Below are 13,577 nucleotides of genomic sequence, written 5' to 3' on the forward strand. Positions count from 1 at the left end.
TGCGCCGAGCAACGCCGTCGGCCCCGGACCTCACGCCGCACCCATGATCGTGTCGTGAGAGGGCCGGTTAACCGATCGGCTCAACAAGGAGATCCGCCGCCGCACCGACGTCGTCGGCATCTTCCCCGACCGCAACGCCTTGATCCGCCTCGTCGGCGCTGTCCTGGCCGAACAGCACGACGAATGGGCCGAATCCCGGCGCTACCTGGGCCTGGACGTCCTGAGCAAATCACGGGTCGTCAACGACACCCCAACAGAACAGGAGGACGTGCCGGCGGCACTGACCGCCTGAACCAACACCATCGAAGAATCACATGACGACGTCGTACACCACGCCCTTGGACTTGACCCAGCACCAACGACGCAGGCGCTCTAACCGGGCGGGAGATGAGGGAATGGTGACGTCGAATAATCAAACTGAATCGCCGCAGAAGCAGGGGCGTCATCGCAAGAGTGAACGGTCCTCCTCACATTGGCTGCGGGCAGGCGTCGTGACCGCAGGAATGGGTGCAGCAATCGCCTTGGGTTCTGGCGTTGCGAACGCTTCGCCCGGCGACGAATCCGGCAAGAGCACGACGTCGAAAGCCACTCGAGGGCCGGTTGACTCACGGGCAGGTGATTCGAGTTCTGACGCGAGATCCTCAGCCGTTACCGAATCTCGAAGCACCGCAAAGGCTTCCACGTCGGACGATGAAACTGAATCGACCAAAGTTGCGACGGAGTCGCGGAAATCCGACGACGAAGCCGAAGCCGTTGCGGTCGATGAAGCCGAAGCCGCTGACGCTGACACAATCGCGGTAGACGTCGACGAGCCAGAACTCCTCGTCGCAGAGCTCGCCGAATCGTACGGCGATGACACAGAACCAGACGTACCTGCGCCGCCGGTCGAGGCGTTAGGACTGGCTCTTCGCAACCTGCAGGATCGAAGGGAAGTCACGGGTCCAGCGGAAACATCAACGCACGAGGTTCAAGCAGAGACGGTTGTGCCGCCAGCCGCCGACGTTGCTGTTACTGCGGTCGCCGCCGCCGACCCTCCGAACTGGTTCGAAACGGCAATCCATAACGCATGGAATGCAGCGAGGGCCGTAACCAGGACGGTCGCCAACACGGTCAGAAGCGTGGTCGATGGTGTCGTGCGCACCACCATGGCGGTCGTCAATGGCGTCACTCGGTTCCTCTGGGGCGACTACATCCCGAAGCAAAACCCCACGACCACTCCTGGCCACTGGGAGCGTCTCCAGACCGTCACTGGTGGATTCCTCAACGATGGCTTCCACATCGACAAAATACGGTCGGCTTATGACGGAGTTGAGCGACTAGTCGTCTATATCGGCGGGACCACACTAAGCCTTTTCAACCAGCCAATAATTGCGAACGGCCCCAGCTGGCTGGGTGTCCTTAGGTCCGAGCAGATGGACGCACTGAGATTGGCGACACGAGGCAATCCAAATATTGAGATCCTCATGTTTGGGTTCAGCCAGGGAGGCATGGACGCCCAGAACTTGGTGGCGAAAACAGATTTCAATATCAAGATGGTCGTCACGTTTGGCTCCCCTATCGTCCAATATCCGCCAGATCCGAATGACACATGGATGCTTCATCTTCAGGCGCAGAAAGATTCCATCGTGTACGACTGGAGTAAACCTAATTTGCTTCCAGAAGCTGTCAAAGCGGGAATCGTCTATCGCACGCCGACAAGGACAGGGGACAATGACTGGGCCCAGTGGAATCCAATCGGGGTAGTCCACAGCGACCCGGCCACTTATCGCGAAGTGGCTCAGAAGTTGGATTCTGAGTATCTGTCTGATTCCAATATGGACTATTGGGAAGGGCAGTACATCCGCTCCTACTAAAGGCATAGCCTTTTCCCTGTGAGCCGGATCGGAGCCCTCGCCCTGCGCGACGCCGTGCTCGACGAGGGGTCCTTCGTCAGCTGGGACGAACCGCCGCTGGCCGTCCCGACGTCCGCGGACTACCGCAGAGAGCTGGACGCCGCCGCGGCCGCCACCGGGTTCGACGAATCCGTCCTGACCGGCGAAGGAAGGGTGTTCGGCCGCCGCGTCGCGCTGGTGGCCTGCGAGTTCGACTTCCTCGCCGGCTCCATCGGCGTCGCAGCCGCCGAGCGCATCGTCGCCGCCGTGCACAGGGCCACCGCCGAGGGCTTGCCGCTGCTCGCCTCGCCGAGTTCCGGCGGCACCCGCATGCAGGAGGGCACCGTCGCGTTCCTGCAGATGGTCAAGATCGCGGCCGCCGTGGAGCTGCACAAAAAAGCCCACCTTCCCTACCTGGTCTATCTGCGGCACCCGACTACCGGCGGGGTGTTCGCGTCGTGGGGTTCGCTGGGCCACGTCACCGTGGCCGAGCCGGGGGCGCTCATCGGCTTCCTGGGGCCGCGCGTCTACGAGCATCTGTACGGCGAGCCGTTCCCGTCGGGCATCCAGACGGCCGAGAACCTGCAGCGCCACGGTGTCATCGACGCGGTGGTCCCCCTGGAGGTGCTGCGGGCCACCCTCGACCGGGCGCTGAAGGTCGTCGCCGATGTTCCGGCCGCGCCGCCGTCGCCACCTGCGATACCGGCGCCCGAGCCGCTACCCGACATCCCCGCGTGGGACTCCGTCGAGATCTCGCGTCGCCCCGACCGTCCCGGCGTGAGTTCGCTGCTGCGTTACGGCTCCACCGAACGGGTGCTGCTGTCGGGTACCGGACTGGGTGAGGACGCGACCACCCTGCTTGCGCTCGCGCGATTCGGCGGCCAACCCGCCGTGGTGCTGGGGCAGCAACGAGTGCCCGGCGGCCTCGTGGGCCCGGCGGCGCTGCGCGAGGCACGCCGCGGTATGGCGTTGGCGGCGAGCCTGCGGCTTCCACTGGTCCTGGTCATCGACACCGCAGGTCCTGCGCTTTCTGGCGAGGCTGAGGAGGGAGGGCTGGCGGGCGAGATCGCTCGCTGCCTGGCCGAGCTCGTCACCGTGGACACCCCGACCGTGTCGGTTCTTCTGGGCCAGGGCAGCGGCGGACCCGCGCTGGCCATGGTGCCCGCCGACCGCGTGCTCGCCGCATTGCACGGCTGGCTGGCACCCCTGCCACCGGAAGGTGCCAGCGCCATCGTCTTCCGTGACGTCGACCACGCTCCGGAACTGGCTGCCGCACAAGGAATCCGGTCGGTGGACCTGCTGCGCAACGGGATCGTCGACACCGTCGTGCCCGAGTACCCCGATGCCGCCGACGAGCCGGAGGCGTTCATCGAACGTCTGTCGGCGACCATCGCGGGCGAGCTGCACCGGCTACGGTCGACACCCGACGAGCAGCGGCTGGCTGCCCGCTTCGAGCGCTATCGTCGCATCGGCTTGACCTGAGCGGCGGTGCCTAGACCTCGATGGGCGGGCGCAGCCGGTCCATTGTGTACTGGCGGTTGCGCCTCGCGGCCCAGGCGCTGGCGGCCAGGGACGCCGCCAGCAGACCGGTGAGCACCGCGACCGCCGTCCACAGCCGTGAGTCGATGCCGCCCACCGTGAGCTCCCGAAGCCCGTTGACCGCGTAGGTCATCGGGTCGAACGGGTGGATCACCTGGAACGGTTTCGCCGTCGTCTCCACCGGATAGATGCCACCGGCCGACACCAGCTGCAACATCAGGAATGCCAGCGTCACAACGCGGCCGACGGGCACTCCGAACACCGCGTTGAACGCCTGGATGAGCGCCAGGAACGCCCCCGCGATGAGCACGAGGAAGCCTATGGTCGCCAGCGGGTACTTGGCCTGCAGGCCGACGCCGAAGTGCACGACGAGGTACATCACGACCACCTGACACACCGCGATCAGCAGCGCCGGCCAATAGGAGGCGAGCACTACCCGCAGCGCGCCAAGGCCGTTGACGATGGGCCGGGACTGCAACGGCTTGAGCAACATCCAGATGATCAGCGTGCCGATGAACAACGCGAGCGGCATGAAGAACGGAGCGAAGCCGGTGCCGAACGTCGCCGCGGGATTGTTGTTGACCAGCTCCGCGCCCACCGGCGCCGCCAGCGTCTGGGCCACCTCGGAGCGCTGTTGCGGCGTCCACGACGGGATCTGGTTTGCGCCTTGGCGGAGTTTGTCGGCCAACTCGTGCCCGCCGGCTCGCAGCCTGTCCGTGCCGTCCGCCAGTTGGCTTGCACCACCGGAGAGTTGGCGCCCACCGCCGGCCAGCTGTATCAGGCCGGCATTGAGCCGCTGCGCCCCGGAATTCAGTTGATCGACGCCGTCTCTGAGCTCGGCGACGTCTGAACGTAACCCGCCGTTGAACACACGGGTCAGGAACACGCGCAGCTTGCTGTGGGGATCGCCGAGCTCGTTCTCCAAGCGGGCGGCGCCCTCACGCAGGCGGAGCAGCCCGTCATCGGTAGCCGGGTCGATTCCCTGCGCACGCAGAAGGCGTTGCGCGCCGGCGAGCGCATGCCCGGCATCGCGCACCGCAGGGTCCGGGTTGGTTTGCAGAAATGTGACAGCCTGGTCGACGATCGCGGCGGCCTGGGTGCTGTTGACGTTCAGCGCTGCGATGCGCTCGGTGGTCGAGCGGACCGCGGCGGACAAGTGCTGCGCAGCGACCGCGACCTCGTCGGGGTTGAAACCGAGACCCCCCACGCGCTCGAGCATCTCCACCAGCGGACCTGTCGCGGCGTCGATTGCTCCCGCCAATTGCCTTGTGCCTGCTGCCAGTTCAGCAGACCCGGCCTGGGCGCTGTCAAGACCCGACGACAACGTAGCCGCCCCCTCGGAAAGCCGATCGGCTCCGTCGTCGGCGGTGTCCAAACCTGTTGCGAGCTGCTGCGCGCCATCGGCCGCCTGATCCAGCCCTGTGCCCGCATCGGTGAGGCCCGTCAGAACGGTGCCGATGGTCTGCTCTCCGACCTTGGCGTTGATCTGGTTGACGACTTCGCGGGAGGCGTTCTGCCCGATGATCGACGCCAGATAGTTGTTGGCGTCGTTGAAGGTGAACTCGATCTGCGCCTGCTCTGGATGCTCGCCCGACGGCGAAGCGATACGCTCACTGAAGTTCTGCGGCAACGTGATCGAGAAGTAGTAGTCACCGTCGCCGACCCCGGCGGCAGCCTCCTCGGCCGACATCTCGGTCAGGTTGAGTTGACCCGAACCGATGAGTGCCTGAGCGACCTCGTCTCCGGCGCGCAACTCCTGTCCTTGTGCCGACGCGCCACGATCCTCGTTGACCAACGCCACCGGCACCTTGTTCACCTCGGCGAACGGATTCCAGAACGCCCACAGGTACATCGCTCCGTACAGCAGCGGCATCAGGATGATGGTGATCAGCGCGATCCGCGGCAGGACACCGCGGGTGTACCGCTTGAGGTCGGTGCCCAATGACATTCCGGCGAGCGCCATCAGGCACCACCTTTCTGCTGACCCGACTGCCAGGCGCGGGACGTGTTCTCGACCGGAATCAGACGAACGGCGTGACCGTAGAGACTGTTCGCACTCGCGGTGACCACCGTCTGGTCCCGCCCCAGTTCGACCAGCCGCTCGACGAGTAGTTCCCGGCTGCTGTCGTGGGTGACCTGGTCGATGTCGCCGACGATCAGCAGCGGTGGCTTTCCGGTATTGGCCAAGGCGATGCGCAGCAGCACGCCGTCGAGTTCGCTGAGTTCCTCGACGTACTCCGACAGTGGCGGCAACGGCAGCTCTCCGAACACCGGCGCGCAGATCTTCGCCGCAGCGGCGTTGTCCGCGCGGCGAATCAGCTTGTACCAAGGCGCGTCCCAGCGCAGTTGCTCGGTGATCACGTCTTCGACGGTCACAGATTCGGAGACGCCGTCGAGGTCCTCGACGGCGGCGAGCGCGGCGCGCCCGAAGATGTCGGTCGCCCGGGTCTTCCCGAACACCGACAGACTTCCCGCTGCCGGCCGCATGCGCCCGGCGAGCGTCATCAGCAGGGCCGTACGCCCCGAACCGGGCGGGCACACCAGCACCGTGACCCCACCGGCGTCGATTTCGAGGTCGATGGGACCGTAGACGGGCCCCCACGGGCCACGCATCGCGATCGCCCGGGCCGCGATCGCCGGGTCGCGATCTGCCGAATCCGTCACCGGACAATCCCACCACACCGACCGGTGTGAATCTCGGTTTTGATCCCGTCTAGGCCAACGCCAGCGCGGCGAGCATCGCGCAGGAGGTCACCGCCAGAAGCGGGACGCGCATCATGTTGCGGCGGGTCCACTTCGCGGCCGCCACCTCGTCGACGTCGGCGGGGTCCTTGCGCTCGAACTCTGCGCCCTTGGGGATCAGGTCGAACAACGCCCACAACCGCATCGCGGCGTGGCTGACGAGGGCGACCAGCAGCGCGACGCCGACGCCGCTGTCACCCCAGGTGACGATCAGGGTGACGAGGAGCAGCACCTCGAAGATGACCGGGGCGGGCAGCCAGAATCGGACCCGTGAGATGCCTCCGTTCTGTGTCTGGATGATTCCGGGCCGCTTCGGCCAGAACGGATCGACGACGAGCACCTCGTAGATCGCCCCGCCCAGCGCTGTGCAAGCCGCAAGTGTCGTCGCGGCGATCAGGACGAGCGTCGGGGTACCCACGGCATCCGATTATCCAAGTGCCAGGATGTGTCATGGCCGCGATCCAGCCATTCACCATCGCCGTCCCCGACGACGTCCTCGATGACCTCGCGCAACGCTTGAAGCGGACCCGATGGCCCGACGCGGAGTGCGTCGACGACTGGAGTCAGGGCGTCCCGCTGGCTTACACCCGGGAACTCGCCGAGTACTGGGCCGACGGATACGACTGGCGCGCGCGGGAATCGGCCCTGAACCGCTTCGACCAGTTCACCACCGACATCGACGGTCTCGACATCCACTTCGTGCATCAACGCTCCGGCCGCGACGACGCGTTTCCGCTGATCATCACCCACGGCTGGCCCGGATCCATCGTCGAGTTCGGAAAGGTCATCGCACCGCTGTGCGACGCGGGCTTCGACGTGGTCTGCCCGTCGCTGCCCGGGTACGGCTTCTCGGGCAAGCCGACGGCCACCGGCTGGGGGGTCGAGCGCATCGCCCAGGCGTGGGATGCGCTGATGGGGCGTCTGGGCTATCAGCGCTACGGCGCGCAGGGCGGCGACTGGGGCGCGGCCGTCACCACCCAGATCGGGCGCGACGTCGGGGGCTGCGTGGCGATCCACACCAACATGCCGCTGGGCCGTCCGCCGAAAAACCTCGGCGATCCCAGCCCCGATGAGCTCGCGGCGCTCGAGCGTCTCGGCTACTACCGGCGATGGGATTCGGGGTATGCCAAGCAGCAGTCGACCCGCCCGCAGACCCTCGGCTACGGGTTGGTCGATTCGCCGGTGGCACAGATGGGTTGGATCGTCGAGAAATTCTGGTCGTGGATGGACTGCGACGGCCACCCAGAGAACGTGCTGACCAAGGACGAACTGCTCGACAACGTGATGCTCTACTGGGCCACCGCCAGCGGCGCGTCGTCGGCCAGGCTGTACTGGGAGAGCTTCGGCAGCTTCACCGGCGGTGAACCCGTCACGCTGCCCACCGGGGTGGCGTCCTTCCCGATGGAGATCCTGCGCTCACCCCGCCACTGGTGCGAAGCCAACTACAACATCACCCGGTGGACGACGATGCCGCGCGGCGGGCACTTCGCCGCGTTCGAGCAGCCCGAACTCTACGTCGCCGACGTCACAGAGTTCTTCTCCGACTTCCGTTGACTGCTTCGTAGCCGGTGACGGCGCCCCACAGTGATATTGAGAGGGATGTCAGCGGGGCGAACGTGCGCTCGCGCACACATGTCCCCGGCGTGTTGCCGGGCAGACACGCGCGCTCGCGGTGCGAGGGGGGGACGTCAGGCCAGCGACTGCACCCACGACCGGTGCAGCGCCGCGTAATGCCCACCGTCGCGCGCGGTCAGTTCGTCGGGTGGTCCGTCTTCCACGATGCGACCGTGCTCGAGCACCAGCACCCGATCGGCGATCTGCACGGTCGAAAGCCGGTGCGCGATCACCACAGCCGTCCGGTCGGCCAGCACCGTCTCCAGCGCACGCTGCACCAGCCGCTCGCTGGGGATGTCCAGTGACGACGTCGCCTCGTCCAGAATCAGCACCGCGGGGTCGGCCAGGAACGCCCGGGCGAACGCGACCAGCTGCCGCTGCCCTGCCGACAGACGTCCGCCCCTCTTGGCGACGTCGGTGTCGTAACCCTCCGGCAGTGCCTCGATGAAAGTGTGCGCACCAACGGCTTTCGCGGCTTCCAGCACTTGCTCGTCGGTGGCCTCGGGCCTGCCGAAGCGAATGTTGTCGGCGATCGTGCCGCCGAACATGAAGTTCTCCTGGGTCACCATCACGACGTGGCGGCGCAGGTCCGCCTGGGCGACGTCTCGCAGGTCGATCCCGTCGAGCGTCACCACACCTGAGATCGGGTCGTAGAACCGGGTGAGCAGTTTGGCGATGGTGGTCTTTCCGGCACCGGTCGTACCGACCAGCGCGACCGTCTGCCCCGCCGGGATCACCAGGTCCAATCCCGGCAGAACGGGACGGCCGGGCACATACTCGAATTCCACGTCGCGCAAGGCGATCTCCCCGCGGACGTCACCGAGGTCCGCGGGCTGCGCCGGATCGCTGATCGCGGGCTTCTCCGCCAGCACGCCCGCGAGCTTCTCCAGCGCCGACGCCGCGGACTGAAAGGTGTTGAAGAACTGCGAGATCTCCTGCATGGGCTCGAAGAACATCCGCAGATAGAGCAGGAACGCCGCGAGCGTGCCGATCGTCATCTCGCCGTGCAGCACGCGGTATCCGCCGTAGAGCAGCACCACGCCTGTGGTCAGGTTGCCGACCAGCTTCACGCCGGGCATGAAGATCGCGAGCAGCTTGAAGGTGCGTTCGTTGATCACCCGGTACCGGTCGGCGACCTCCTCGAAGATCTGCTGGTTGCGTGGTTCGCGCCGATAGGCCTGCACCGCCTTGATACCCGTCATCGTCTCGACGAACTGCACGATGACGAGCGCTGAGATCTCGCGAACATCACGGTAGGTCTTCGACGATTCGCGCCGGAACCACCAAACCAGCAGCACCAGAACAGGAAACGCGGCCAGACACATCAGGCCGAGCTTGACGTCGAGCACCACCAGCAGCACCGCCGTGCCCACCAGCGTCAGTACGGCGGTGATCAGGCTGTCGAAACCGGTCTCCAGCATGTCCTGGATCGCCTCGACGTCATTGGTGGACCTGCTCACCACCCGGCCGGAGGTGTAGCGGTCGTGAAAGGCAACGTCGAGTCGGCCGAAATGGCGGAAGACACGCCTGCGCAGTTCGAGGAGCACCTTCTGCCCGGTGCGGCCGGACCGTCGCAGGAAGTACATCCGGCTGACTGCCTGCACGACCACCACGCCGCAGAGCGTCGCGACGATCGTCAGCAGCGCCGTGGCGGGGCCACCCGCAAGCAACGGAGGTATCCCGTCATCGATCCCTTTCTGCACCAGGATCGGAACCGAAAGTCGCGCAGCATTTTCCACGACGACGACAACCGCGAGGGCGGCCACGACCCAGCGGTACGGCCGCAACAGCGAGAACAGCAGTGCCCGCGCCTCCCGCCGCCGCGGCACCGACTCGTCGATCGGCAGGTCGGCGCTCTCATCGAACTTGCCGCGCCAATCGGTGCTGTTCATCGCTGCTCTTTGTTCTTCGCGCAAGCGCTCATCGGCCCCTCCCCAGGACTTCGTGATCCAGCCGGTCGCGCTGTCCGTCGTGCTCGAGGCGCGTGCGCTCCTCGTGTTCCTCCCAATCGCATTCGCGTTCACGGCCGTCATCGAGCTCGTCATCGGCCGCCAGCAGATAGCGGTATTCGGGCACGTCCGCCAACAGCTCGGCGTGGGTGCCGACGTGGGTGATCGTGCCGTTCTGCAACAGCGCGACCCGGTCGGCCAGGAGCACAGTCGACGCGCGGTGGGCCACCACGACGCCGGTGACGGAGTGCAGCACTCGCCTCAGCGCCTCTTCCACCACCGCCTCGGTGTGTACGTCCAGCGCGGACAACGTGTCATCGAGCACCAGAATCTTCGGGTGCGCCAGGATCGCCCGCGCCAGCGAAAGCCGTTGCCGCTGACCGCCGGACAGACTCATCCCCTGCTCGCCGATCCGGGTGTCCAGACCGAAGGGCAGGTCGTACACGAACTGTGCGGCCGCCACCTCGACGGCCTGCCGCAGCTCTTCGTCGGTCGCGTCGGCGTTGCCGAGCCGCAAGTTCTCGGCGACCGACATCGAGAACAGGGTCGGATCCTCGAACGCGGTCGCCACGGCCTCGCGCAACGCCTGCAGGGACAGCTCGCGGATGTCCTGGGCGTCGATGCGGATCTCGCCTTCGGTGACGTCGTAGAGCCGGGAGAGCAGGCCCACGAGCACCGACTTGCCCGAGCCCGTGGCACCGACCAGCGCCAGCGTCTCCCCCGGCTCGACGGTCACCGTGACGTGCCGCAGGGCCCACTCGTCGGGTGGCGAGTCGGGAAATCTGAACCCGACGTTCACCAGCTCGAGCCGGCCACCGCGCGGCGTCTGCTCGCGCGGTCCGTCGGTGATCTCCTTGGGCGCGTCGAAGATCTCGGCGATGCGATTGGCGGCAGTGAACGATTCCTGGGTCATCGACAGCAGGAAGCCCAGCGACGCGATCGGCCACACCAGCGAGAGCATCATCGTGATGAACGCGACCAGCGTGCCCATCGTGACGTATCCCTGTCCGGCGGCGTAGGCGCCGAAACCGAGCACGACGATCAGCGTGAGGTTGGGGATGATCTCCAGCAGCGTCCAGAACTTCGCCGACACCGAGACCCGGCCGACCTGGGTGTCGTAGAGGTCGGTCAGCTGGTCGTCGAAGCGTTCGTAGACGTAGTCCTCACGGCCGAACGACTTCACGACGCGCAACCCGAGTGCGGCCTCTTCGACGTGGGTGGCGACGTGCCCGGCCTGGTCCTGGGCGAGCCGCGAGAGCCGCGTGTACTCCTGCTGGAAGTGCAGCACCGTCAACGTGATCGGCACGATCGAGACGAGTACGACGACGCCCAGCGGCCAGTACATCGCCAGCAGGATGATCGTGACCACGGTGATCTGCAGGACGTTGAGGATGAGAAACGTGAGCCCGAAAGACATGAAGCGACGAATCGTGCTCAGGTCGTTCATGATTCGCGACAGCAGCTGGCCGGATTGCCAGCGGCCGTGGAAGGACATCGGCAGGATCTGCAACCGCGCGTAGAGCTGCTTTCGGATATCTGCTTCCACGCCCATGGTCGCGCGGGCGACCAGCCAGCGGCGGATGAACCACAGCACCGCCTCGGTGATGCCGACCGCCAGCGCCGCGGACCCGACCAGCCACAGACCCTGCTGGTCCTGGTGGCGGACGGGTCCATCGATGACGGCCTTGGTCATCAGCGGAATCGAGATCGTCGCGACCAAACTGATCAGCGCGACCGTGATCATCACGATCCATCGGCCGCGGTACGGCAGCAGATAGGGCATCATCCGCCACAGGTCCGAACTGGGTCTGACCTTCTTCGGCGGCGACCCGATGGAGGGCGCCGCGCGCAGGGAGTCAGGTCGGAAGTCAGCCACTTAGAACATCTTCCCATTGTGGGCAAGTGGATAACGCGTTCTCCGACTCCGCACCGAACTGGGTGCGGTACAGCTCGGCGTAGCGCCCCTGTTCTGCGAGCAGCTGGGCATGGGTGCCGCGCTCCACGATGCGCCCGCCTTCCACGACCAGGATCACGTCGGCGGCTCGCACGGTCGACAACCGGTGGGCGATGACGATCGAGGTGCGGCCCGCCAGCGCTTCGGCCAGCGCCTGCTGTACCGCGGCTTCGGACTCCGAGTCCAGCGCGGCCGTCGCCTCGTCGAGGATCACCACCTGCGGCGAGGCCAGCAGGACACGGGCGATGGTCAGGCGCTGCCGCTGCCCGCCGGAGAGCCGGTATCCCCGTTCGCCGACGACGGTGTCCAGCCCGTCGGGCATGTCCGCGACGACATCGGCCAGCCGGGCGCGTTCCAGTGCCTCCCACAGGTCCCCGTCGGTGGCGTTCGGCGCGCCCAGCAACAGGTTGGACCGGATCGACTCGTGGAACAGGTGCCCGTCCTGAGTGACCATCCCGACGGTCTCCTTGAGCGACGCGAATGTCACGTCGCGCACGTCGGCGCCGTTGAGTCGGACGGCACCCGAATCGGCGTCGTAGAGCCGCGCCACCAGCGCCGCGATCGTGGACTTACCCGCTCCTGACGACCCGACGAGGGCCACCATCTGTCCGGCCTGGGCGGTGAACGAAACACCGTGCAGCACTTCGTCGCCGCCACGCTCATCGAGTTCGGCGACATCCTCCAGCGAGGCGAGCGAGACCTGGTCGGCCGACGGATAGGAGAAATGCACGTCGTCGAATTCGACGGTGACGGGGCCGCGCGGGACAGCGACGGCGCCTGGTCGCTGCCGGATCAGCGGAACCAGGTCGAGCACCTCGAAGACCCGCTCGAAACTGACCAGAGCACTGGCGATCTCGACCCGCGCATTGGCCAGCGCGGTAAGCGGCGCGTAGAGCCGGGTCAGCAGAAGCGCCAGAGACACCACGGCGCCGGCCTGCAGATGCCCGTCAATCGCGAGCACGCCTCCCAACCCGTACACCAGCGCCAGTGCCAGCGCCGACATCAGCGTCAGCGAGTTCATAAAGGTGGCCTGCAGCATCGACTTGCGGACGCCGATGTCGCGAACACGGCCGGCGCGCGTCTCGAACTCGCCAGATTCCGACCGCGGGTCGCCGAACAGCTTCACCAGCGTCGCGCCCGGGGCCGAAAACCGTTCCGTCATCTGGATGTTCATCGTCGCGTTGTGGTCGGCAGCCTCACGCGCGAGCGCGGCCATCGCCGCGCCGATCCGGCGGGCCGGGAACAGGAACACGGGCATCAACGCCAGGGACAGGACCGTGATCTGCCAGGAGATGCCGAGCATCACGATGATCGTCAGGGTCAGTGTGACGACATTGGACACGACCCCGGACAGCGTGTCGGAGAACGCCCGCTGGGCGCCGATCACGTCGGAGCCGAGACGGCTGACGAGCGCGCCGGTGCGGGTGCGGGTGAAGAAGGCGACGGGCATGCGCTGGACGTGGTCGAACACGGCGGTCCGCAGGTCGAGGATCAAGCCCTCCCCGATCGTCGACGAGAGCCACCGCGTCAGCAGGGACACCGCCGCTTCGGCGAGGGCGACCGCGGCGATGACCAACGCCAGCGCGACAACGGCGCGAACCGATCCGCCTCCGGTGATCTCGTCGACCACCCGGCCCGCCAGCAGCGGCGTCGCCACCGTGAGGATCGCGCCCAGGACGCTGACCGCAAGGAACACCGCGAGGCGGCGATGGTGGCGCTCCGAGAAGCGCCAGATTCTGCGCAGCAGGCGGCGGTCGGCCACGGAGCGCACCGTGCCGCCCCGCACCCGCAGCTGCCCGTACAGGGATTGCCTCGCCGCTGCTTCCAAACTCACGTAATCACCGTAGGACCTCAACATTCGTTGAGGTCAAACGATTCCTGGCTCGCGAGTCCGGCGTGTTGCTCGCC

9 protein-coding genes and 1 pseudogene are annotated in these 13,577 nt (G+C 66.5%); 4 read left to right on the forward strand and 6 right to left on the reverse strand.

All coding sequences use genetic code 11. The annotated features are described in order from the left end of the window. Positions 1 to 73: 73 nt before the first annotated feature. The 3 genes and pseudogenes from AWC12_RS01380 to AWC12_RS01390 all read left to right on the forward strand — a co-directional run. Positions 74 to 292 (forward strand): annotated as a pseudogene (locus AWC12_RS01380) (transposase); the annotation flags it as partial. Positions 293 to 395: 103 nt separating this feature from the next. Beyond that, positions 396 to 1,853 carry a hypothetical protein gene (locus AWC12_RS30790; protein WP_133057292.1) on the forward strand — a complete coding sequence of 486 codons (1,458 nt, stop codon included), beginning with the start codon at positions 396 to 398 and terminating at the stop codon, positions 1,851 to 1,853. A gap of 18 nt (positions 1,854 to 1,871) precedes the next feature. After that, a complete protein-coding gene (locus AWC12_RS01390) occupies positions 1,872 to 3,353 on the forward strand; it encodes an acetyl-coenzyme A carboxylase carboxyl transferase subunits beta/alpha (RefSeq protein ID WP_085171828.1) in 1,482 nt (493 codons plus the stop codon). Positions 3,354 to 3,363: 10 nt separating this feature from the next. Here the strand turns inward: AWC12_RS01390 and AWC12_RS01395 are convergent, their stop codons facing one another. The 3 genes from AWC12_RS01395 to AWC12_RS01405 form a co-directional block, all read right to left on the reverse strand. Continuing rightward, entirely contained in the window at positions 3,364 to 5,373 is a 2,010-nt protein-coding gene (locus AWC12_RS01395; RefSeq protein ID WP_085171830.1) for a YhgE/Pip domain-containing protein, read from the reverse strand. Beyond that, positions 5,373 to 6,023 (reverse strand): ATP-binding cassette domain-containing protein, encoded by a 651-nt coding sequence (locus AWC12_RS01400; RefSeq protein ID WP_420087672.1) that lies wholly within the window; start codon positions 6,021 to 6,023, stop codon positions 5,373 to 5,375. Before AWC12_RS01400 ends, AWC12_RS01395 begins: the two co-directional genes overlap by 1 nt. 100 nt (positions 6,024 to 6,123) lie before the next feature. Then, positions 6,124 to 6,570, reverse strand: a complete 447-nt coding sequence (locus AWC12_RS01405) for a hypothetical protein (RefSeq protein ID WP_085171834.1) — start codon at positions 6,568 to 6,570, stop codon at positions 6,124 to 6,126. Positions 6,571 to 6,602: 32 nt separating this feature from the next. On the opposite strand from AWC12_RS01405, the gene AWC12_RS01410 reads away from it, so the two are divergent. Continuing rightward, complete coding sequence (locus tag AWC12_RS01410; RefSeq protein WP_085171837.1) at positions 6,603 to 7,706, forward strand: epoxide hydrolase family protein; 1,104 nt, start codon at positions 6,603 to 6,605, stop codon at positions 7,704 to 7,706. Between the two features lie 134 nt (positions 7,707 to 7,840). On the opposite strand, the gene AWC12_RS01415 is transcribed toward AWC12_RS01410, so the two are convergent. Genes AWC12_RS01415 through AWC12_RS01425 form a run of 3 tightly spaced genes read right to left on the reverse strand, consistent with a single transcriptional unit; the run spans position 7,841 to position 13,503 of the window. Continuing rightward, the gene (locus tag AWC12_RS01415) at positions 7,841 to 9,658 is read right to left on the reverse strand and encodes an ABC transporter ATP-binding protein (RefSeq protein ID WP_085171839.1); all 1,818 of its coding nucleotides are present in this window, start codon (positions 9,656 to 9,658) and stop codon (positions 7,841 to 7,843) included. Positions 9,659 to 9,686: 28 nt separating this feature from the next. Next, positions 9,687 to 11,591 carry an ABC transporter ATP-binding protein gene (locus AWC12_RS01420; RefSeq protein ID WP_085171841.1) on the reverse strand — a complete coding sequence of 635 codons (1,905 nt, stop codon included), beginning with the start codon at positions 11,589 to 11,591 and terminating at the stop codon, positions 9,687 to 9,689. Then, on the reverse strand, positions 11,584 to 13,503 hold the full coding sequence (locus tag AWC12_RS01425; protein WP_085171880.1) for an ABC transporter ATP-binding protein: 1,920 nt from the start codon (positions 13,501 to 13,503) through the stop codon (positions 11,584 to 11,586). Before AWC12_RS01425 ends, AWC12_RS01420 begins: the two co-directional genes overlap by 8 nt. Positions 13,504 to 13,577 lie beyond the last annotated feature (74 nt).

Source organism: Mycolicibacterium iranicum, from assembly GCF_002101705.1.
GTDB classification, from domain to species: Bacteria; Actinomycetota; Actinomycetes; order Mycobacteriales; family Mycobacteriaceae; genus Mycobacterium; species Mycobacterium iranicum.